The 21,863-nt window shown below is 70.3% G+C and carries 17 protein-coding genes; 7 read left to right on the plus strand and 10 right to left on the minus strand.

All coding sequences use genetic code 11. The features are described 5' to 3' along the window. The first annotated feature begins 172 nt into the window (after positions 1–172). On the plus strand, positions 173–3,346 hold the full coding sequence (locus ACIOJE_RS17585) for a bifunctional cytochrome P450/NADPH--P450 reductase (protein WP_400777088.1): 3,174 nt from the start codon (positions 173–175) through the stop codon (positions 3,344–3,346). Positions 3,347–3,784: 438 nt separating this feature from the next. Here ACIOJE_RS17585 and ACIOJE_RS17590 read toward each other — a convergent pair whose 3' ends face one another. Beyond that, positions 3,785–4,357 carry a helix-turn-helix domain-containing protein gene (locus tag ACIOJE_RS17590; RefSeq protein WP_400777090.1) on the minus strand — a complete coding sequence of 191 codons (573 nt, stop codon included), beginning with the start codon at positions 4,355–4,357 and terminating at the stop codon, positions 3,785–3,787. 132 nt (positions 4,358–4,489) lie between these two features. On the opposite strand from ACIOJE_RS17590, the gene ACIOJE_RS17595 reads away from it, so the two are divergent. From ACIOJE_RS17595 to ACIOJE_RS17605, 3 genes are all read left to right on the plus strand, one after another. Beyond that, entirely contained in the window at positions 4,490–5,158 is a 669-nt protein-coding gene (locus ACIOJE_RS17595; protein WP_280683031.1) for a class I SAM-dependent methyltransferase, read from the plus strand. A 210-nt stretch (positions 5,159–5,368) separates the two neighbouring features. Beyond that, positions 5,369–5,791 carry a helix-turn-helix domain-containing protein gene (locus ACIOJE_RS17600; RefSeq protein WP_400777092.1) on the plus strand — a complete coding sequence of 141 codons (423 nt, stop codon included), beginning with the start codon at positions 5,369–5,371 and terminating at the stop codon, positions 5,789–5,791. A gap of 64 nt (positions 5,792–5,855) precedes the next feature. After that, the gene (locus ACIOJE_RS17605) at positions 5,856–6,377 is read left to right on the plus strand and encodes a hypothetical protein (RefSeq protein WP_280686455.1); all 522 of its coding nucleotides are present in this window, start codon (positions 5,856–5,858) and stop codon (positions 6,375–6,377) included. A gap of 300 nt (positions 6,378–6,677) precedes the next feature. Here ACIOJE_RS17605 and ACIOJE_RS17610 read toward each other — a convergent pair whose 3' ends face one another. From ACIOJE_RS17610 to ACIOJE_RS17630, 5 genes are all read right to left on the minus strand, one after another. Beyond that, positions 6,678–7,247, minus strand: a complete 570-nt coding sequence (locus ACIOJE_RS17610) for a transposase (RefSeq protein WP_400777248.1) — start codon at positions 7,245–7,247, stop codon at positions 6,678–6,680. Continuing rightward, entirely contained in the window at positions 7,163–7,759 is a 597-nt protein-coding gene (locus tag ACIOJE_RS17615; RefSeq protein WP_400777094.1) for a winged helix-turn-helix domain-containing protein, read from the minus strand. Before ACIOJE_RS17615 ends, ACIOJE_RS17610 begins: the two co-directional genes overlap by 85 nt. Positions 7,760–7,867: 108 nt before the next feature. Next, a complete protein-coding gene (locus ACIOJE_RS17620; protein ID WP_400777096.1) occupies positions 7,868–8,278 on the minus strand; it encodes a RidA family protein in 411 nt (136 codons plus the stop codon). A 690-nt stretch (positions 8,279–8,968) separates the two neighbouring features. Further along, positions 8,969–9,982, minus strand: a complete 1,014-nt coding sequence (locus ACIOJE_RS17625) for an IS110 family transposase (protein ID WP_400777098.1) — start codon at positions 9,980–9,982, stop codon at positions 8,969–8,971. 267 nt (positions 9,983–10,249) lie between these two features. Continuing rightward, complete coding sequence (locus ACIOJE_RS17630; RefSeq protein WP_280684780.1) at positions 10,250–10,681, minus strand: hypothetical protein; 432 nt, start codon at positions 10,679–10,681, stop codon at positions 10,250–10,252. A gap of 121 nt (positions 10,682–10,802) precedes the next feature. On the opposite strand from ACIOJE_RS17630, the gene ACIOJE_RS17635 reads away from it, so the two are divergent. Beyond that, entirely contained in the window at positions 10,803–11,384 is a 582-nt protein-coding gene (locus tag ACIOJE_RS17635; protein WP_400777100.1) for a DUF317 domain-containing protein, read from the plus strand. An 86-nt stretch (positions 11,385–11,470) separates the two neighbouring features. Then, positions 11,471–11,986 (plus strand): hypothetical protein, encoded by a 516-nt coding sequence (locus ACIOJE_RS17640; protein ID WP_400777102.1) that lies wholly within the window; start codon positions 11,471–11,473, stop codon positions 11,984–11,986. Positions 11,987–12,311: 325 nt separating this feature from the next. Here ACIOJE_RS17640 and ACIOJE_RS17645 read toward each other — a convergent pair whose 3' ends face one another. Together ACIOJE_RS17645 and ACIOJE_RS17650 are read right to left on the minus strand one after the other, a co-directional pair. Further along, on the minus strand, positions 12,312–13,151 hold the full coding sequence (locus tag ACIOJE_RS17645; protein WP_400777104.1) for an IS5 family transposase: 840 nt from the start codon (positions 13,149–13,151) through the stop codon (positions 12,312–12,314). Between the two features lie 3,249 nt (positions 13,152–16,400). Next, complete coding sequence (locus ACIOJE_RS17650; RefSeq protein WP_280684783.1) at positions 16,401–17,204, minus strand: exodeoxyribonuclease III; 804 nt, start codon at positions 17,202–17,204, stop codon at positions 16,401–16,403. 277 nt (positions 17,205–17,481) lie between these two features. Here ACIOJE_RS17650 and ACIOJE_RS17655 point away from each other — a divergent pair, with 277 nt between their 5' ends. Further along, positions 17,482–18,255 carry a GntR family transcriptional regulator gene (locus ACIOJE_RS17655; protein WP_280684784.1) on the plus strand — a complete coding sequence of 258 codons (774 nt, stop codon included), beginning with the start codon at positions 17,482–17,484 and terminating at the stop codon, positions 18,253–18,255. A gap of 99 nt (positions 18,256–18,354) precedes the next feature. On the opposite strand, the gene ACIOJE_RS17660 is transcribed toward ACIOJE_RS17655, so the two are convergent. After that, on the minus strand, positions 18,355–19,533 hold the full coding sequence (locus ACIOJE_RS17660; protein ID WP_280684785.1) for an ROK family protein: 1,179 nt from the start codon (positions 19,531–19,533) through the stop codon (positions 18,355–18,357). Between the two features lie 406 nt (positions 19,534–19,939). Beyond that, entirely contained in the window at positions 19,940–21,592 is a 1,653-nt protein-coding gene (locus ACIOJE_RS17665; protein ID WP_400777106.1) for a hypothetical protein, read from the minus strand. Positions 21,593–21,863: the final 271 nt, after the last annotated feature.

Raw genomic sequence — 21,863 nt, forward strand, 5'->3', positions numbered from 1 at the left:
CCACATCTGACGTCGTGAAGGCAAGATCGCAGCCGCTGCCGATACTAGACAATCTTATAGTTCGGCGGGTCGGAGAGCCGCCCTGGGAGGCCCAGAGTGGAGAGCGGCCGCCGACGGATCCACCCGTCCGTGCGGCACCGGCGATTCACTACTGCGGAAGGCAACCCGCGTCATGACCGAGACACTGCTACCCCCGCATGCCGTCAGCACCGACGGCCCAATCCCCGTGGTGGACCTCTCCGAGGCCGGCCCGGCCGCCATGTCGACGCTGCGCGCCATGGAGCTGGCCCGGCAGTACGGGCCGGCCTTCGTCCTGCGCGTGCACGGGATCGACGTCCTGATGGTCAGCAGCCTGGACCTGGTCACCGAGCTGGCGGATGAGGAGCGGTTCGCCAAGGCGGTGGGGCTGGGCCAGCAGAACGTTCGGGAGTTCACCGGGGACGGCCTGTTCACCGCCTACAACCACGAGCCCAACTGGCGCAAGGCCCACGACATCCTGATGCCGGCCTTCGCCCTCGGCTCGATGCGCACCTACCACCCGGTGATGCTGCGGGTCGCCCGCCGCCTGATCGAGTCCTGGGACCGCCAGGCAGCCGCCGGTGAGGCCGTGGACGTGTCCGGCGACATGACCCGAATGACCCTGGACACCATCGGACTGGCCGGGTTCGGCTTCGACTTCGGCTCCTTCGAGCGCGCCGAGCCGCACCCGTTCGTCGAGGCCATGGTGCGCTGCCTGGAATGGGCGATGACCCGGATGGTCCGGATCCCCGGCGTCGACTACTCCGAGCGGGACGAGGCGTTCCGGGCCGACGCCGACTATCTCGCCTCGGTGGTCGACGAGGTGATCGCCGCCCGGACCAAGGGGGAGGGGCGGGGCCGGGCCGAGGGGGAGGGGCGGGGCCGGGCCGAGGACCTGCTTGGTCTGATGCTCGAAGCCACCCACCCGGTGGACGACACCACGCTGGACGCGGAGAACATCCGCAAGCAGGTGATCACCTTCCTGATCGCCGGCCATGAGACCACCTCCGGCATGCTCGCCTTCGCCCTGTACCACCTGGCCAAGCACCCGGCCGCGCTCCGGCTGCTCCAGCAGGAGGTGGACGGGCTGTGGGGCGACCAGGCCGATCCGGAACCGTCGTACGAGGACATCGGCCGCCTGCGCTACACCCGCCAGGTGCTCCTCGAGTCGCTGCGCCTGTGGCCGACCGCTCCGGGGTTCAACCGGGGGGCCCACGAAGACACCCTGCTCGGCGGCCGGATCCCGCTGCGCGCCGGACAGCCCGTGATGGTGGTGACCCCGATGCTGCACCGCGACCCGGTCTGGGGCGACAACCCGGAACTGTTCGACCCCGCCCGGTTCGACCCGGAGGTCGAAGCGGCCCGCTCCCTGCATGCCTTCAAGCCCTTCGGCACCGGCGAACGCGCCTGCATCGGACGGCAGTTCGCCCTGCACGAGGCCACCATGCTGCTCGCCATGCTGGCCCACCGCTACCGGCTGATCGACCACACCGACTACCAGCTCAGCATCAAGCAGACCCTCACCATCAAGCCCGACGACTTCACCCTCACCCTGGCCCGACGCACGCCCGTGGTACGCCCTCTCACAAGCGCCCAGGCCGGACCGACCGACGGCGCGCTGCCCGCCCGGGTCCGCCAGGGCACCGGACTGCTGCTCCTGCACGGCTCCAACTACGGCACCTGCCGAGAGTTCACCCGGCAACTCGCCGACGCGGCCACCGAACTCGGCTGCGACACCGCCGTCGCCCCGCTCGACGCGCACACGGGCACGCTGCCCACCGACCGGACCGTGGTGATCACCGCGGCCTCGTACAACGGCCAGCCCACCGACGACGCGGCGGACTTCGTCCGGTGGCTGGAGACCGCGGGCGAGGGCGCCACGGACGGGGTGAGCTACGCGGTGCTCGGCGTCGGCGACCGCAACTGGGCCGCCACCTACCAGCGCATCCCCACCCTGATCGACGAGCGGTTGGCCGCCCTCGGCGGCACCCGGCTGCTGGAGCGGGCCCAGGCGGACGCCTCCGGCGACCTGGCGGGCACGGTGAAGGCGTTCACCGCCGCGCTGCGCACCGTCCTGCTGGAGCGCCACGGCGAGCCGGGCAGCACCGCCGCCGTACCCGAGGCCGAAGGGTACCGGGTCACCGAGATCACCGGCGGCCCGCTGGACGCGCTGGCGGCCCGGCACGGCATGACCGCGATGACCGTCAGCTCGGTCGACAGCCTGACCGACCCGGCCTACCCGAGGGTCAAGCGCCTGGTCCGGCTGACGCTGCCGGACGGCCAGACCTACCGCACCGCCGACCACCTCACCGTGCTCCCCGCCAACGACCCCGTTCTGGTCGCACGCGCCGCCCGGGTGCTGGGCGTCGACCCGGGCACCGTGCTCAACATCGTCGCGCCCCGCAGTACCGGCCTGGCCGTCGACCGGCCGCTCACCGTACGGGAGTTGCTCACCCACCACGTCGAGCTGCAGGACCGCCCGACCGCCGACCAGCTGGCCGCCCTGGCCGAGCTCAACCCCTGTCCGCCCGAGCGGGCCGCGCTGCGGGCCGTCCCCGCCGACGATCCCCGGACACTGCTCGACCTCATCGAGGACCACCCCGCCCTGCGCGAGACGCTGACCTGGCCCGTGCTTCTGGAACTGCTGCCCCCGATCCGGCCGCGCCACTACTCGGTGTCATCCTCGCCGGCCACCGCCCCGCGCCGGATCGACCTGATGGTCTCGCTGCTCGAGGCTCCCGCCCGCTCGGGCCGGGGCACGTACCGGGGTACCGGCTCCGGCCACCTCGGGCGGATCCGGCCCGGCGACACCGTCTTCGCCCGGATCCAGCCGTGCCGCGAGGCGTCCCGGATCGACCACCGCACCCCGGTGATCATGATTGCCGCCGGCACCGGTCTGGCCCCGTTCCGGGGCGCCATCGCGGACCGCCGCGCACTGCTCGCCTCCGGCGCGGAACTGGCCCCCGCCCTGTGCTACTTCGGCTGCGACCGCCCGGACGCCGACTACCTGCACGCGGACGAGCTGCGCGCCGCCGAGCTGACGGGGGCGGTCTCGATGCGCCCGGTGTTCAGCGAGGTCCCGGTGAACGGGCTGCGCTTCGTGCAGCACCGGATCGCGGCCGAGGGCGCGGAGCTGTGGCAGCTGCTGCAGGCCGGGGCCGAGGTGTACGTCTGCGGGGACGGCGCACGGATGGCACCCGGCGTGCGCGGTGCCTTCCAGGCACTCTACCTGGACCACATGCCTGCCACGGACGAGGCTGCCGCTGGGAAGTGGCTTCAAGAACTGGTCCGGCAGGGCAAGTACGTCGAGGACGTTTACGCCGGCTGACGGCCGATGCTCAGGGGTTCGAGGACAGAGCCCCGGGTCCCTGAAACCGGGTGCCCTGGCCGGGTCGGCCAGGGCACCCGCATGCATGGTCGGGCCAAGCCCTTATCGCCGGCGAACTGCCCGACGAGTAGGTACGGGTCGGTCGCAAGGCGACACTGGGGCACCATCTCCGCAGGTTCAGAGGGCGGCTCCGCTCCATAGATGCCTGCTGATCACGGTTTGGGCCAGCCGCTCGGGACAAGCTCGGCCCAACATGCTGACTTGATAGGGAAGCACATGCCCCCAGCCGGCCACCTGACGACGTCACACTGTGTCAGCAGGCCAGTGGCGCGCGGCGGTGGGTCACAGCTACTCTTCCAGCCGGACGGCCTCCTCCAGGCAGTCCCGTGCTCCTTGTAGATCGCCGTCCATCTGCCGAAACAGCGCCGTGGACGGGGGTCAGTACCAGGAGCTGAGGGGTGGGATGGCTTCGCGGATGAGCGTGACTGTTTGTGTCGGGGTGAGTCGGCCGTGGTCGGAGCCGAAGTCCGGGTCGCGGATGAAGATCCAGGACCGGTACTGCCAGGGCTTGAGCGCGTCCTGGCGCAACCAGCGGCGAACCGTGGACGCGGAGATGCTGTCGGTGATCTGGTGCGCGGTCAGCTCTGCGGCCAGCTCAGGGCAAGACCAGCGCGACCACGGGACCCCGGTCTCGGCCGGGAGCTGGCAGGCCAGGGCCTTGGCCTCGGCGACCTGCACGGGGGTGAAACGGGCCGGGCGCCCCGAGCGCCTGCGGTCGGCCAGGGCTGGCAGCCGGCCGTCGGCGAAGCGGTTGCGCCAAGTCCGTACGGTGTCCAGATGCAGGCCCGTCTCGCGGGCGATGTGCGCATTGGGGCGCCCGCGGGCTGTGTGCAGCACGATCGCGGCCCGCTGCCGGACCTGGTACGCGGTCTTGTGGCCGTAGGCCGCCTTCTTCAACCGCTCACGTTCAGCGTTGGTCAGGACGATCGGACGGGCGAGGGCAACAGGCATGGCAAGCAGGCCGATCGGGAGAAGTGGATCACCGGGACCGCAGTCTGCCGTGCCCGTGCCGGGACTCGTCGGGCAGGATGACCGTCATACCCACGCCCGGATGCCACAAGGCCACCGTCCTATTGTTGACTGATGCGCGCACACCATATTGACCGCCCAGCCGATCTCGACGTCGTCCGTGAGTCCTATGACCAGGTGGCTGACAACTACGCCCACATGGTGGTGACGACGGGCATGGGTGACATCCGTCGCCATCCCTGGCTCAAGGCGTCGATCGACGCCTTCGCCGACAGCGTGGGCGAGCTCGGGCCCGTCCTCGACGTCGGTTGCGGCCCCGGCACGGTGACCGGTTACCTCGCCGAACGCGGGCTCGACGTATCCGGGGTGGACCTCTCTCCCCGCATGATCGAGAACGCGCGCCGTCTTCATCCGCAATGCCGCTTCAGCGTCGCCTCCGCCACCGAGCTCGACCTCGGTGAAGCCTCCCTCGGCGGCGTGCTCGGGTGGTGGTCACTGTTCAACCTCCCCCGCGATGTCCTTCCACAGGTCCTCGCCCATTTCGCGCACGCCCTGAAGCCGGGCGGGCACTTCATCGCCGCCACACACGTCGGTGACGAGGATGTGGTGCGCACCGAGGCCTACGGAGGAGTGCCCGTTCGTTGGACCACGCACAAGTGGCGGCCGGAACAGCTCGTGGACCTGATCGAGCAGGCCGGACTACACCCGGTCGCCGAACTCCGGCTCCCTGCGGATGAGCAGACCGGGCCGGGCGTGGTCGTCATGGCCAAGCGCCCCGTCTGAGGACCCCAGGCCCCCGAGGCGGCACGCCCTGGACTGCGTCTGCTCCCTCTACCTCGCAGCCCCCGACATCTGACTAGCTCCACCCGACGCCGCCTCCGGAGTCAACCCCCGAAGGACTTCCGGAGGCGACCACTACTGACTTCGGCGCTTCGGGGTGATTGGCCTGTCCGTGTAGCTGACTGACGGTCATCTGCGCGCTATGCCGTTGGTATGCGCTATGCGGATGAGGGCGGGCTGACGGCGAAAGGTCGGCAGCGCCGCGAGGCGGTGCGACTGGAGGCCGCCGGGTTGTTCGCCGATGGGCTGGGGCCGCCGGAGGTCGCCCGCAGGCTGCGGGTGAGCTCGAAGTCGGCCTACCAGTGGCACCAGGCGTGGACGAAGGACGGAGCGGCGGCCCTGGCCTCACGAGGCGCGAGCGGCCGGCGTTGCAAGCTGTCCGCGCGCTGCCAGGAGAAGCTGGCCGCCTACCTCGAGCAGGGGCCGGCCGCTCACGGCTGGGACGAGGACCAGATCATCGCCTTGGACCGACTCGCCACGCTCGTCCGCAACCGACTCAAACGACTCCAGTACCGCCCCGACGTCCTCGACGGCTTCCTCGCCGGAACCGGACTCTCCCTCGACCTACCACCCTGAAAGCCGAAGTCAGTAAGGGCAGGGAACGCGAACCGAACGGGCAGTTGGCCGCGTCCAGCACGGTATGGACTACCTGCCCGCGCTGCTCGCCGCCCTGCCCGCCCTCGACCGGCGGGAGGAGGTGGCCGGTCCCTGGCGGCTACGCCGGGCCGGGACGCTCGATCTCTCCGCCACCGGTGAGTGCTGGCTGGAGGACGCGGAGGGCGGCGACGCGTTCGGCATCGGCGCCAGCGTCGCCTACCTGGTGCTGGACGGGGACCCGCAGAGCCCGTCGGTGATCGCCCTGCTGCTGCACCACGGTGAAACTCCGCCGGTGGCGGCGGGCGAGGACGGTGACCGGGTGGCCACCGACTCGGGCGTCCTGATGCTGCACGCCCTTCCGGCAGCCGAACGGGCTGCCCTGCTCGACCGGGCGATGGCCGCCCGGTCCGCCGAGGACGCCGAGTTCGCGGACGGTTGGCTGATGCTGCCCGACCGGGCGGCGGGTGGTCCCGCGCTGGTGATGCTGGTCGACACCGACGGGTACCGCCTGGTCCCCGTTCTGGACGCGGCAGGTCGGCCCACCGCGGTCCTGGTGCACCGCTGAGCGGGCCGGTTGGAAAGTCCGCCGGCCGGAGGAAGCCGAGCGGCGGGCCGCCGCTCTGCTCGCGGGGGCCCGGCCCCGGCCCGGCACAGGCCGGCCCCGGCCGGGTAGAGGGTTGCGGTGACGGTACCGGGCCGGGTGCGGAACCGGTGGTGGCTGTCATTCCCCAGGCAATGGCGTGGGGGCGGACAGCCCGGTCGGCCTACGAGGCGATCCCTGGGTGTTCGTGGCCGGTAGGGCTGTGGGGTCGGGTGTCGGCCGGGTGGTGACGGAGGTTGGGGCGCCGTTACTGACTTCGGCGTTTCAAGGTGATGGCGGTGGGAGGTCGAGGGAGAGTCCGGTCCCGGTGAGGAAGCCGTTGAGGATGTCGGAGCGGTACTGCAGTCGTTTGAGTCGGTTGCGGACGAGGGCTTCGAGCCGGTCGAGGGCGACGGTGGCGAGGTTCGCGAGGCTGTGCTTGACGTGAGCCCACAGGTACTCGACCGCGTTCAGCTCGGGTGCGTATGCGGGCAGGATGAACACCGTCAGCCAGCCCCGCGCGCTGATCAGGTCGCGCATGGCATGGGAGACGTGGGTGTTGAGCCGGTCCCAGACCAGCACGATCGGTGCCCTGACCAGCTGGTGGATTCCGTCGATCAGGCCGATGTAGTCGCGCTCGGACAGGCTGCGGCGTTCGCCCTTGCGTCCGGTGTGGCGCCGCAGCCGGTGGCACAGCCGGGTGCGCGAGCCCGGGCGCATCGCGAGCAGTCCGGCGACCGAGACCCGTCCGGAGCGGCGGCCGCTCGCCTTCACGACCGGGGTGATGCCGCGGCGTCCCCATGTGCGTCCTTTGGGCGGCCTGCGGGTGAAGCCTGCTTCGTCCTCGAAGCAGATCCATCCGTCGCAGGCCGCCCTGGTGCTTTTACCTCCTCCCAGGTCGCCTCCCTCCAGGCGGCGACGGCCTGTTCGTCGCGTTCGGTTTCACCCCGCACGGGGACCTGCGGGGTGAAACCGAGCCGGTGCATCAGGCGGGTGGCGCCCGAGACGCTGTAGGACACGTGGAACTTGCGGCCGATCAGCGTGGCCACCCGCGCGCCGGTCCAGACCTGGTCCTGATCCCAGCCGTGGGCGGCCGGCCCCTGCTCGAGGTATTCGGCGAGCTTCTCCCGGCACCGCGCCGACAGCTTGCATCGCTGCCCACCCGGTCCCCGTGAGGCCAGTGCCCCGATCCCGTCCTCCCGCCAGGCCTGGTGCCACTGGTAGGCCGATTTCGCGGTCACCCGCAGCCTGCGGGCAACCTCCCTCGGCGGGACACCTTCGTCGAACAACGTGGCGGCCTCCAGCCGCACCGCCTCGCGGCGCTGACGTGCCTTCGCCGTCAGCCCGCCCCCATCCACATAGCGCATACCAACGGCATAGCTCGCAAATGACCATCAGTCAGCTACACAAACAGGCCAATCACCTTGAAGCGCCGAGGTCAGTAAACCCGCCGAAGAGCCTGTGAGTACCCGGCATCACCGGACGAGTCCGATGGCCTCAATCTCGATCATCCACTCAGGGTTGGCGAGTGAGGAGACCTCTACGAACGACTCCGCGAGGTGAGGCTTGTCCGGGAAGTGTTCCGCGCGCAACTTGGCAAAGATGTCCTGCTGCGCTATGTCCGTGACGAACACGGTCGCCTTGACTACGTCGGCGAGGCTGGAGCCCGCGTTTGTGAGGACCGTCGACAGATTCGCGAGCGCCTGACGGGCTTGCGTCTCGAAGTCCCCGGCGCCGACCGTGGCTCCCTGGGCATCGATCGGCGCCTGCCCTGATGTGAAGACCAAGTTCCCGACCCGGACGCCGAGCGAGATACCGGCCGACTCGTACCAGTCGGGTTCCGCGGAGACGCGCACGCGCTCGGCGGCAGGCTGTGTGACGGGCATATTGCTGACACTCCCTCAAAACTGCACAAGCGGAGCCGGGCAGCTGTGATCACCCCGGCTTGATCGACAGCCACGAGATCCTGAGATTCATTCCCGAGGGCTTGCAAGTCCGCCTCGGCACAGCTCGGGTGATGGTCGCCCACCTACGCGAGCGTGCCGCATTCCAGGCGTGATCCGCAGGACAGGCCCTAACCCCAATGCAGGTGACTTTGCGGTCTTTCACGGCCCTCTGGCCGAAGCATTGCCGCACCCATGAGGGCCGGGCCTGTCAAGCGCGCGTAGGTTCCTGGCCTCGGGTTTCGTCCTGTTGTTGCCGGGGCTGCGTGGTCTTCGGGGCTTCCTCGTAGTCGCTGGTGCTGCCGCCGCGCGGGAGGAGTCCAGTTGGAGCGCCCGGAGCCCGACGAGGGACGAGCGGGCGAGGACGAACGAGCTGGACACCGATGCGCGGCGGCAGACAATGGACAGCCGATGAAGCGTGAAGTTCTTCTGGGATGTGGATCGTTGCGTCCCCGGCAGGTGGTCCGCGTGTGGTGTCACATGCACCCATCCGGCGTCTGGCCGGTGTGGCCGGCGCCATGACCGTGGTCCGGGGACCGGGCTGCTCAGTCAGGTCATCGAGCGCGGCGGAGCCGTCTCATGCGAAATTGCGAGCGCACCCGGGGTCTGCGGGCGATCCGCACGGTGGCGGTTTCATCGGGCTGGTCGCTTGCGCTGGTCCCGCTCAAAACGAGGGTCGCGCAGGAGGTGGTAGGCGCGGGTGAGGAGCTTGCGGGCGATGGCGGTGGTGGCGATCTTCTTGCCGCGCCTGGCGGCGATGGCCTGGTAGGTGTCGGCGAAGACGGGGCTGCGCTTGGCGGTCTGGGCGGCCTCGCACAGGATCCAGCGCAGCCAGGCGGAGCCCTGTTTGGAGATGTGCCCCTGGTGGACGGTGAGGTCCGAGGCGCGGACGGTGGGGGTGAGGCCGGCCCAGGCGGCGAGCTTGCGGGCGGAGGGGAAGCGGGTGACGTCGCCGACCTCGGCGAGGATCACCAGCGCGGTGAGCGCGCCGACACCGGGCAGCTCCATGAGGGCCTTCACCCGCGGGTCGCCCCTGGCGTGCGCGGCGAGCTGCTTGTCGAGGGCGTCGATCGGCACCTGCAGGGCGTCCATGACCTGCAACAGGTCGTCCACCACGCGACGGGAGGCGTCCGGGAGCTCCAATGACGCGAGCCGGTTGCGGCCGGGTCCGGTGAAACAGCTGCCGGGCCGGTCGTGGCCGAGGTCGGCCAGGACCGCGTGGACGCGGTTGCGCATGAGCGTCCGCAACCGCACCAGCTGGAAGCGGTGGCGGAGCAGGGCCCGCTGCTGGCGTACCTCCAGCGGGGCGATCCACGCCTCCGGCAGGAGGTCGGCCCGCAGCGGCCGGCCCAGGATCGCGGCGTCGACCTTGTCGTTCTTCAGCCTGGCCGAGGCGATCGCCTTGCACCGCAGCGGGTGGACCAGGTGCGGCTGGTATCCGTAGTCCTCCAGGAGTCCGACCAGCCAGCCCCAGCCGTAGGTGGCCTCGAACGCGACCGGGGTGCCGATCGGCAGGTCCCCGATGACCCCGAGCACCGTCTCCACGCCGTTGGGGACGTTGCGGTTGACCCGCACCGCACCGTCCTCGTCGATCACGGCGATCTGGGACCTCTTGCGGTGCACGTCGATACCGACGTAGACAGACATTGAGGGCCTCCTTTCCGAGCCCGTGTACATACCCGGACGATAGGCACCGCCCGGATGAGCAGGGAAGGGGGGCCCGGCCCTCATATGGTCAGGTCAGCGGCTCGCGATCGTTGTTAAGTCACTAGCATTGGGGCTAGACCACCGGCGTCCCAGCCGAAAGCCCCGGCCGCCGCGGAATCCACTGCGGCGGCCGGGGCTCACCCGGCGAGGGAGACGCGACCCGTCAGACGTAAGCCGTCAGACGTAAGCCGTCATCGGACGCGAGCGTCAGGAGGTCACGATCTTGGTCTTCGAGCAGTGGGACGTGACGCCGCCCTTCGTCAGGCAGGCCCACATGATGTACTGATGGCCCTCGGGCAGGTTGCCGCTCTTCCACGCGGTGTAAGGCGAATTGTGGCCGGAGGTGCTGACCACACGTTCGGGGATGCTGCCGTCGGGCGCGCTCAGATGGGCGACGACGCCATATCCGTCGGCGGTGGCGTCGAAGGCGCCGAGGGTGTCTCCCGTCACGCCACAGCCGGGGTTCGCACTCCACTGGGCGCCGCCGGCCCACTTGCCGGCGTCGTTGTAGACCTCGGCGGACGGGTACGCGCAGATCTCGTCCGTCGCGGCGGAAGCCGAGCCGGATGTCGCGGTGGCGAGGCCCCCGGCCATCACGAGACTGGTCAGCGCGACGCCTGCCTTACGAGCAATACGCATGACTACCCCCTGAACACCGCCAGGATTTCCGGCGGCGGCACTCAGTATGGAATACGGGGGCGGAGCAGAGCAATGATCGTTCTGACGGTGGATCAGGGCCGGACGGGCCCTCTAGTGTCTCGTGATCCTGATTGCGTCATTTCGCGTTGTTATTGCGACTAACCCCTACTGGACCAGGAAGGCGCACGAACAGCCGTGGCTGCAGCTGAGCGTCACCCCGGCCACGTACGCAGGCCCCGTCCTGGACACCGAGCGCGCGATCCGCCCCCTCGTCGACGCTGGCGCCGTGCGCATCGACGACGGCCGCGGCAACCAGTTCATCGTCTCCACCGACGGCAGGGTCCGGCTCGGCTTCGAGCCCGAGAATGGCACCGACGCGATGTGGAAGATCGCCGTTCACAACTCGCCGTTCGAGCCGCCCCAGTGGACCGTGTGCCTCACCGACCAGACACCCGTCGAGATCGTCGAGGCCATCACCAGCGACCTCGCCTCCAGGCTGCGCACCGGCGACCGCCTGCACGGGTCGGCCCGCGACCGTGAGTGGCGCGAGCTGTTCCAGCCCCCGCAGTGGACCGCCCACTGGGACGCCTGGACAGGACAGGAGACGGTGACCTCCGTGCATGCATCGCAGGACCGCATCGTCCTGGCAGGGCGATTTCAAAGTCCGGGTGAGCTGGTGAAGGTGCTGGTCACGGCGGTATGACGAGGCATGATGTACCCGGTCCGTACACAACGAAGCTCCGGTTGAGTGCCGGTGACCGATCAAGTCGTGCAGATACCCTGTGGTTCATGACCGAGCAAGTCGTTTCCCTCGCGTGGCGCTGGACCGCCGAGACGTCGAGCGACGGCGCGCATCGCTTCTGCGGGATTCGTGTAACCGCGCCGCCCGGCGAGATCGGCGATCCGGACGCCTGGGCGGTCGTCGGGCTGGTTCAGGGCGCGATCGACGACATGCTGAAGAAGCTGGCGTTGCAGCCGGTGCTGCACGCCGCGGCCGGCATGGGCGTCGCAACGCTGTTCGCCGGCTTGCACGCATGGCACAGCGAAGGCCTGCGGCCGGCGTTCGCCGCAGCCGACGCCAATCCGCGCAGCTACTTCGCGTTGCCCGAGGCTACCGAGCTCTTCGATGCTGAGGAGGCCTATCTCGTGCGCTCGGGCGCAACCGGCGCCCGCCTGCTGTGGTGCGACTACGCGACCAAGGAGGTCCGGGAAGTCGCAGTGGACTTCGATGCTTGCCTTGCAGGCTGGAGGGCCGTGCGCGATGCGATCGGGCAGGATGGCAGGGCTGTTATAAAGTCCCGGTGATCAGGCAGACTGGCTGGTCAAGCGATACCCAAGAGGTCGAGCGGGCGGGTGAAGGGTTCGTAGGAGGAGTGGCGGAGGCCGGCAGCGATGTTGCGGTATCCGTGCTGCCGCAGCGTGTTGATCGCCAAGTTGCGGAGGGTCGCCATGTTCTCGGGTCCGTGGCCGATGTGGATCCTCGAGGCGTCCTCGCCGAAGGTGCTGTCGCGGACGAAGTGCAGCCGGTTCTCGATGATCCACTGTGACCTGGCGAGCTGGCCCAGTCGCTGGGGTGAGGCTTCTTGCGAACTCAGAGGGCGTTTGATGTGAACGGATTGCCCTCTATGCCCTAGTAAGTCCCTCGCCAGGTTGGTGTGGTCTCGTCCGTTATGCGCTTGGCGAGGTTGTCGATCGAGGCGATGTGGATCATGGCTTCGGAGCTGGTCGGCAGGGTCTCGTGGTCGCGGGCGAGGCGCCGTCTTAGCATGATCCACCCCAGGCTTCGTTCGACCACCCACCGCCTTTTCACCACGTGAAATCCAGGGGCGTCGGATTTGCGGTGGACGACCTCGACGTCGACTCCCAGGCTGGCTCCGTGCTCGATCATGGCGTTCTTGAAGCCGGTGTCGACCCAGCTTTTGGAGATGCTCGGGTAGGTCTTCTTGGCTTGGTTGATGAGGTGTATTCCCACGGCGTTCTCGGACAGGCTCGCGGCGGTGACGATCACGGCGAGGATCAGCTCGAGGGTGTCGGTGAGGATGCCGCGTTTGCGGCCGACGATTTTCTTCGCTGCGTCGGTTCCTTGGCTGGTCAGGGGCACGTTGGTGGAGGTCTTCACACTCTGGGTGTCGATGACGGATGCTGTCGGCTCGGGGTTGCGTCCCTCCCTCACGCGGGCCAGGCCGGTCAGGTCGTAGTTGAGCTGGGCAAAGATTCCCTCGTCGCGCCAGGCGGCGTAGTAGGCGTAGACGGTGCCGTGGTTCGGGAAGTCGTGTGGGAGGTACTTCCAGGGGATTCCCGTTCGGTTGACGTAGAGGATCGCATTGAACACGTCGCGCAGTTCGACCTTTGCCGGCTGTCCGGTGGGCCTGCGGTCGAGCCGAGCTTTCCTCCAGGCCGTCAGTTTCGGCTCGATCAGGGCCCATCGGGCGTCGGACAGGTCGCTGGGGTATGGCTTCCGCTGGCTCACGACACAGCGTCTGCATGAACGTGGCGGAAGACTCTGTTCCGCTGTCCCATGGGCGGTTCTATGACTTTTTCAAATCAGACGGACTTCCAGGCGCAGAAGCGGACGAGACCGCCAGGCATGCTGGCGGCCAAGGCGGGGACAGACTTCCTGCATCGGGTAGATCGCCACGAACGCGGTCATGGATGAAAGCCGCATGACGGAAAAGAGCCCTCTAAAAGCCCACTGAGAACTCCACAGCGCTGCCGTCAACGTCTGGTCGCCCACAAGCCGATAAGTTCGGAATCCCAAGCACACCACGAAACGCCCGGCCGCACCGAAGTAGAAGGCCCGAAGCATCTCTTATGTGCGTGACAACGGGCAGGAAGACAGGCGGGAAGTGACTGCAGATATCCAGCTCACCTGCTCCGTCCCCGCATCCGCGAGGTGTGGGGTGCGGCACCGTCGCAGGTGGTGATTTTCAAACGCCGCGAAGCCCTGCGGCATGCCGTTCCCGCGTCCGCGAGGGACGGCACCGTCGCAGCGCTCAGGGGCCCCCTCTGAACACCGGCTTCACCCCGCCGGTCTCCCCGCCCGCGAGGTGCGGCACCGTCGCAGCTGGATCACCGTGTCGCCGATGCCGGACAGGTTGCCGCGGTCTCCACACCCGCGAGGTGCGGCACCGTCGCAGTGCGATCGCCGGCCGCAACGAGGAGACGTCCGAGCTGTGGTCTCCACACCCGCGAGGTGCGGTACCGTCGCAGCGACACCCCTCCGAATCTCGGCCACCTCACCCAGCTGCGGTCTGCATACCGCGAGGTGCGGCGCCGCCGCAGCCCGGAGGTCGCCGAAACCCCGACCGCAGTCCGCGGGCGGTCTCCGCACCTGCGAGGTGCGGCACCGTCGCAGCTTTTCCGCGCCCCGAAGATCCGGGCCGTCCCAGCACTTACCAGGTGTGGCACCGTCGCAGCGATAAGGTGGACATCGAGGATCTGGGGCTTCTGAACCGCCCCGTCTACGCACCCACGACGTGCGACACCGTCGTAGCACTATGGGCTTAGGCGAGATGGCCCATGTCGTCGCCCGTCTCCATACCCACGAGGTGTGGCACCGTCGCAGCAGCTTGACCATAACGTCGACGGGCAGCGGGGGGTGGTTTCCCCGTACCTGCGAAGTGTGGCACTGTCGCAGCGTCCCGGCGGTCAGTAGGGAGTCGTTTCCGGCCAGGCAATTCCCGTACCCGTGAGTGCGGCACCGTCGCAGCGTGATGCTGGCCGCGTGGTCGATGGCATGCGACACCGGCCTTCTTGCCCGCGAGGAGCGGCACCGTCGCAGCAACATCGCCACCACCTCGTCGCCGAGGACCTCGCCCCGTCTCCGCACCCGCTAGGTGCGGCACCGTCGCAGCAAGTAGGGGGCGATGATGAGATTGGCGGTGAACAGCCGTCTCCACACTCAGGAGGTGTAGCACCATCGCGGCTGCTGGTCCGCCCGCAGCGCGGTCTGGTCGAGGGCGCCGTCCCCACACCCACGGGTGCGGCACCGTCGCAGCGCCACGCGCGAGCCTCCCGCGGGGCTCCTCCGGACCCCGTCCCCACACCCGTGAGGTGCGGCACCGTCGCAGCATTTCCTCCGCCGCCGACATCCTGCTGGCGCGCCCAGATCGTCTCCCTCACCCACGGGGTGAGGCACCGTCGCAGCGGGCCACGGATTCTGGTGACCGTGAGCGCCTGCGGCCGTCTCCGCTCCCACGAGGTGTGGCACCGTCGTAGCTCCGACTTCAAGCTCCCCGTCCTGGAGGCTGCCCGCCCCTTCTCTACTGCTCGAGGCGCGGCACCGTCGTAGCTCCTTCTCACGCCAATCTCGGTGAACGCAGGCAGTAGCCTCTCTCCACACCCGTGAGGTGCGGCAACCGTCGCAGCGCTGACCTGGCGGTCATGGGACCCAAGCCGTACGCCGTTTCCACAGCCGCGAGGTGCGGCACCGTCGCAGCCCAGAGGAGATGACCGTCTTCGGCTCGGGGGAGTGACTGTCTCCGCACCCGCGGGGTCCGGCACCGTCGCAGCGCCCTGATCGAGTGGGCGGGCCTGCGGCTGAATCGGCGCCGACTCCACACTCACGAAGTGCGGCACCATCGCAGCAGCATCGCGACCACTTCGTCGCCCAGGTCGCCCCCGTCTCCACACCCACGACGCGTGGCGCGGTCGTAGTACCGCCACCATGCTGCTCGGCTCCGTGGTGGTCGTTCAGCCGTCTCTGCACCTGCGAGGTGGGGCACTGTCGCAGCATCGCCTCGGGAAGCCCGCTGCCACCGGCCAAGTTGCCATCTCCATGCTCACGAGGTGTGGCACCGTCGCAGCCCGGACCTCTACGCGGGCCAGGAGGACCTCGCCCGGTCCGTCTCCACGCCCGCGAGGTGCGGCACCATCGCAGCAGCTTGACCAAGAAGTCGACGGGCAGCGGGGACGGTTGTCCCCGTACCTGCGAGGTGTGGCACCGTCGCAGCGTCCCGGCGATCAGTAGGGAGTTGGTCCCGGCCAGGCGGTTCCCGTACTCGTGAGTGCGGCACCGTCGCAGCACCGCCACCAGCTCCAGCAACGCCAGAGAACGCCGCCTGTCCCACACCCGCGAGATGAGGTACCGCCGCAGCCGCGGAATGTTCGGCTCGGTGTACCGCATCCTGCTGCCGTCCCCACGCCCGCGAGGTGCGGCACCGGCGCAGCTTTTCCGGCCACGAGCTCGACGGCGTCCAGCGCAGCGCCGTCCCCACACCCACGGGGTGCGGCACCATCGCAGCGTACCCACGGACGGCGTTCCAGGCGCCCGGACCGCGCTGTCCCCACACCCATGAGGTACAGCACCATCGCAGCACGTACGCGGTCGAGGTGTGGCACCGTTGCAGCGTCTCACGGTCCCGCCACAGTTCGACGAGGATGGTCCTACCTCAGTACCCGAACGTGCAGCACCGCAACAGCCGCCGGATTGCTGTGGCCTGGGCAGCCGGACTGGCGCCAATCCCGCACCCGCCTGGACGGGCCACCGTCGCAGCGTCATCGTCAGCGAGGCAATCCGTCACGCAATCGCGCCGCTCCCCTTCCCGTGCCCGCTAGCTCGGCGCGGTCCGGGCATCGTAGTGAACGTGCCGTGGGTGAGGTCCGGCGTCTTCATGGTCACGAGCTCGGTATGGCTCCGCGAGGCGCTGTTGCGGGTCGTTGTGGACCGTGTCGGTAGCCGGGTTGCCGATCCACGAGGGGGCAGCCCGGCCTGCTGGTCTCAACTCTCCAGGTCATAGACCACGGTGACGGGGGCGTGGTCGGACCAGCGTTCCGCGTGGGTGGCGACACGTTCGACATAGGCTTCGACCGCCTTGGCGGCGATACCAGGCGTTGTACAATGCAGGTCGATTCGCCAGCCGGAGTCGTTGTCGAAGGCGCGGCCGCGGTAGGACCACCAGGAGTAGGGGCCGGTGCGGTCGGGGTGGAGGCTGCGGACGACGTCGACGTAGCCGGCCTCGTCGTAGACGCGGGAGAGCCAGGCGCGTTCCTCGGGGAGGAAGCCGGCGGACTTCTGGTTGGCCTTCCAGTTCTTGAGGTCTTCGGGGCGGTGGGCGATGTTCCAGTCGCCGCAGACGACGACCTCGCGGCCGTCGGCGGCGGCGCGGGTGCGCAGGGCAGTGAGGTGGACGAGGAATTCCGCCATGAAGCGTTCCTTCTCGTCCTGGCGCTCGGTGCCGACCTCGCCGGAGGGGAGGTAGAGGCTGGCGACGGTCAGCCCCGGCAGGTCGATTTCGACATACCTGCCCGAATCGTCGAATTCATCCGACCCGAATCCGATGGCGGTCCGCTGCGGCTCCTGGCGGGACAGTACGGCGACGCCGGCCCGGCCCTTGGCGACGGAGGGGGCCCAGACCGCGTGCCAGCCGTCGAGGTCGCGCAGTTCGACGGGCAGTTGCCCGGGCTCGGAGCGCACCTCCTGCAGGCAGATCACGTCCGCCTCGGTGGCGGCCAGCCACTCGATGAAGCCCTTCTTGGCCGCCGCCCGGATTCCGTTCACGTTCACACTCGTCACCACGATCACCCGAGCAGCCTACCGAGTGCGGCAGGCCGGTCCGAAGCGTGACGCGCACCGCCCGCCGGATGACGTGAACGTGGCATGAATGTGTGCGACGGTCGCACCAAGCCGCGCCATTGGTCTTGACCATCTTCGGATGAAGCACCTAGGGTCGCTTACTGCAAAGACCTTTAATAAAGAAGGACGGATAAAAGCCCGCTCTCCCACCTGCCGCATCAGCGGACAGCGGGCCCGGCATCCGCCCTCCTTACCGCAGGGCGGAGACGACAGGGTGGAGGACAAGGTGGGGACGACAGGACAGCTCTCGGCGGTGCCGGAGCCGAAGTACTGGCACCTGCGCACGGTGCTGCTCCGGGCGATCGACTCGGAGTTCTCCATCGGTCAGGTCCTGCCCAACGAGCGCGAGCTCTCCGCCCGCTTCGGTGTCGCCCGCGCGACCCTGCGGCAGGCCCTCGACCAGCTGGAGCTGGAGGGGCGCCTGGTGCGTCGGCGGGGGATCGGCACCCTGATTGCGGCCCCGCGGGTCGGCGTCCCGGTCAACCGGCAGGAGGAGGGCTGGCCCGGCGCCGTCCGCAGCCAGGCCTGGCGGACAATCGACTGCACCACCGCCCCCGCGTCGGCCCAGCTGGCCAAGAGCCTCGGCATCGCCGAGGGCGCCACCGTGCACATCGTCCGCCGGGTCCGCCTGGTGGAGGGTCGGGCGATGGCCACCGAGTCGTTGCACGTCCCGGCCGCGGCGCTGCCGCACCTGCCCGGTTTCCGGGCCGAGAGCGACCGGGCCCGCTCGGTGCTGCGCCAGCTGGAGCGGCTGGAGGTGGACGGCGAGTCCCGCGCGGTCGAGCTGGGTGTCGCCGAGGCCGACGAGGCCGCCCTGCTGGAGCGCCCGCCCGGTTCGCCGGTGCTGGTGATGACCACCCAGTACGCCGCGGCCGGGCGCCTGGTGGCGGTCGCCGTCTCCACCTACCGGGCCGACACCTGCAAGCTGACCTTCGGCGAGACCGGCCTGGTCGAGGTCACCCCGGTCGGCGCTGCGGCCGAGGTCCGCACCGCCTCCTGAACCATCTTTCCGACACCCTCAGGCCGAGGCCCGGACGCCCGAGTGGCGTCCGGGCCTCGGCCGTTGTGTGGTGGGTGGTGAGCGGCCCGCCCGGCCCCGTCAGGCCCGACCGTTGCCGGTGGTCGGCGGGTCGACGGCGAACAGCTGGTCCTCGACCTGGTCGAGGGCGACGCGCAGCGCGCCCATCGCCACGACCTCGGATCCGAGCGCGGCGAGGGCCACCTCGGGGGCGCGGAGGGTGAACTGGGCCAGGCGTTCGCGCAGCGGTTCCAAGACGCCGTCGAGGCCGGCCGCCCAGCCGCCGATCACGACGAGTTGCGGGTCGATGGCGAGGACGAGCGCGGCGACACCCTGGACGAGGCGGGTGAGGAAGCGGTCCATGGCGACCTTCGCGACCTCGTCGCCCTCCCGCGCGAGCCGTAGCACGCGGGCGACGGCGGCCTCGTCGAGCGGGTTGAGCGGCTTGCCGGTGGTGGAGAGGAGGCGTTCGGGGGTGACCTCCTGGCCGAGCAGGTGGAGGGCGCCGATCTCGCCGGCCGCGCCTCCGAAGCCGCGGTGGAGCCTGCCGTCGATGAGGGAGCCGGCGCCGGGGCTGAGGCCGGCCATGACGAAGACGACGTCGCCGGCGCCGACGGCCGCTCCCTGCCAGTGTTCGGCGATGGCGGCGAGGTTGGCGTCGTTCTCGATCAGGACGGGGCAGCGGAAGGAGCGGCGCAGCCGGGCGCCGAGGTCGAGGCCGGTCCAGCCGGGCATCGCGGTGCCGAGCCGGACGGTGCCGTCGCGGTCGACGATGCCGGGGGTGCCGATGCCGACGGCCCACAGGTTGTCACGGGAGACGCCGGCCTTGCGCAGCACCTCGGCGACGGCGGTGCGGACGGCGGCGAGCCGGTCCTCGGCATCCAGGGTCTCGTCGACCGGCTTGAAGTGACTGCCCACCACCTCGCCGGTGAGGTCGGCGAGGATGACCCGGATGTCGTGCACGCCGACCTCGATGCCGAGGATGTGCCCGGCCTCGGCGCGGAAGCGGAACCAGCGGGCCGGTCGGCCGCGGCGGCCGGTGCCGGGCTGGCCGTCCTCCTTGGGCTGGTCGACCTCGGCGACCAGCCCGGTCTCGACCAGGCCCTCGATGACGCCCTCGACGGTCGGGCGGGAGAGCCCGGTCTCGCCGACGAGCTGAGTGAGGGTCACGGAGTGGCCGGTCCGCAGCGCCCGAAGCGTGACCGCCGCGTTGATCCGCCGCAGCAGCGAGGAGTCTCCTCCGGTGAGCCGATCCGCCAATGCGATGCCCTTCGCCGTTCGCGCGACTGCCCTGGCGCGCGGTGTCGAGTGCGCGGTGCCCACCGAGTGGCCCGCGGGGGTGTGCCACCCGGAACGCGGCACGGCGGCGCGGGGCCGCCTGCGCCAGGGCCGGAGGACATGCGGAGCCTACCCGGGCGTGGGCCCGGTGGGCGAGAATCCTTGCAGCTCATCCAGGCTTCGGTATCGAAATGGTACGGATCGGGTGGCGGTGGGTGATCCGGGCTTCACCGCCCGGCCACAGAAGGCCCACGACCGCGCCGCCGGGACCGCACCGACCAGCGGAAACGGGCGGAGAGCGCCGAGCCGAGGCTGAGCCAGGAGCCAGGAGCCGGCCGACAGGGCGCTGAGCGCGGGGAGGCGGGCACGGCCCGATCGTCGCGGTGGCTCAGGGTATCCGGGCCGCGAACAGGCGTTGCCCGAGCAGCCCCATCGGGTGCCCGTCCTCGGGCAGCGCGAGGACGGTCGGGCAGCCGGCGGCGGTGAGCGCGGCCCGCCAGTGCTCGGCGGCGAAGGCCGTGGAGGCTGGGGACATCGGGGACGCCGGGGACGTCGCGGATATCGGGGATGCCGGGGGCGCAGGGGGAACGGGGCAGGCCCGGACGGCAGTAGCGATGCAGGCGAGGGCCGGGAGCACGTCGGCCTCGGCCTCGGCCTCGCCCGTGATCAGCAGGTCGAGCTGTTCGCCGGTGGGCGCGAGCAGCAGCAGGTGCCCGCCGGGCGCGAGCTGGTCGACCAACTCCTGGACGGCGCGGTCCGGACGGCCGGTCGCGGTGGCGACGACGATGTCGTAGCGGCCGCCGTCGGGCAGGTGGTGGTGGTCGGCGTGCTGCCGGGGCCGGGTGGCGAGGGCGCGGGTGATCGCGGAGTCGGCGCCGTCGTGGCCGAGTTCGAGGACGCGCAGCGGTACCGGCCCGTGGTGGGTCTCGGCGAGGCCGCGGACCAGCGCGCCGAGGGCGGCGCCGAGGTAGCCGCGGGCGGCCGTCCAGCGGATCGGGGTGGCGGCCGGCCGGGGCGCCTCCTCGCCGGTGATCAGCCGGGGCAGCCGCAGTGCGCCGCGCCGGACCCGGTCCAGGGCGGCGAGCGGGCCGAGCCCGTCCGTCCAGGCCTCGACGGCGGGCCGCCAGGCCTCCCGGACCTCGGCCGCGGCGAGTTCGGTCCGCCCGTGGTGGACGCCCTCGTGCCGGGTGATCAGGCCGTGCCGGGTGAGCGCGTCGAGCCAGCGGCCGACCCGGGTCCGCTGGGCGGGGGTGACGAGGGCGGCGGCGAGGACCTCGGCCTCGGTGTGCCCGCGCCCGGGGTCGGTGAGGACGCCGCTCTGCTGGAGGGTGAGCAGCAGCGAGGCCAGCACGGCCTGGTCGAGGTGGGCGCCGAAGGCCTGGACCTGGTCGGCGGTGACGCCGATGGTGTGCTTCCAGGCGGTGGCCGAGGCGGCGTCGACGGCGGCGCGCAGCCGGTGGTCGGCGGCCTCGGCGTGGGTGTGCGGGGCGCGGACGTGGGCGAGGACGGCGCCGAGCGCGTCGACGGCGGCGTACACGTCCTCCTGCTGGGGTTCGGGACCGACGTGCAGGACGAGCCGCAGTGCGCCGAGGTCGTGGGCGGCCAGGCCGGGGCGGCGGCTGAGGCGCCAGAGCAGGGCGGAGGGCAGGCTGAGGTGGGTGGTGGCGTCGGCGGCGAGGGCGGCGAGCTGCTGGTCGGGGTCCTGCTGGGGGTCGCCGCAGTGGACGGTGCCACCGGCGAGCAGGGTGGCGAGGGCGAGTTCGACGGCGAGGTCGGTGGCGGGGTGGAGCACGGTGTGCCGGATGGGCGGCGGGCCGAGGACGCCCGCCCAGTGCTGCAGCCGTTGTTCGGCGGTGCGGGCGGCGGAGGGCGGCAGCGCGGCGTGGGCCGCGACGCGTTGGGCGAGGACCCGGGGCAGGCCGCCCGGTGGGGAGACGCCGAGCAGCAGGCCGATGCCGCTGATCGCGCGCCCGTCGGCGACGACGGCGGGTCGGTCGCCGAGTTCGCGCAGCGCGCTGACCAGGGCGGGAGTCGTGGACACGGTGATCACTCCGGGGTGCGGGGGAGAAACCGCACTACTGAACCATGCGGCTGGGCCGGCGGATGCCGTGCACGGGTCAAAATTCCGTAATGATTTTCATATCGGCCAGCCAAGGTGGCCGTCCGATCTCCGCCTGAAACGGATGGAACCTCACATTCCGGATCCGCTGCACACCCCTTGACAGGTGGTTCGGGCACTGGGTTACTTGGCCGTGGGCCCGCCCTGACCGAACGATCGGTAGGCGTCCCGTATCGGCCGACCTGCGAAGGAG

The organism is Kitasatospora sp. NPDC087861, assembly GCF_044742585.1.
GTDB lineage: Bacteria > Actinomycetota > Actinomycetes > Streptomycetales > Streptomycetaceae > Kitasatospora.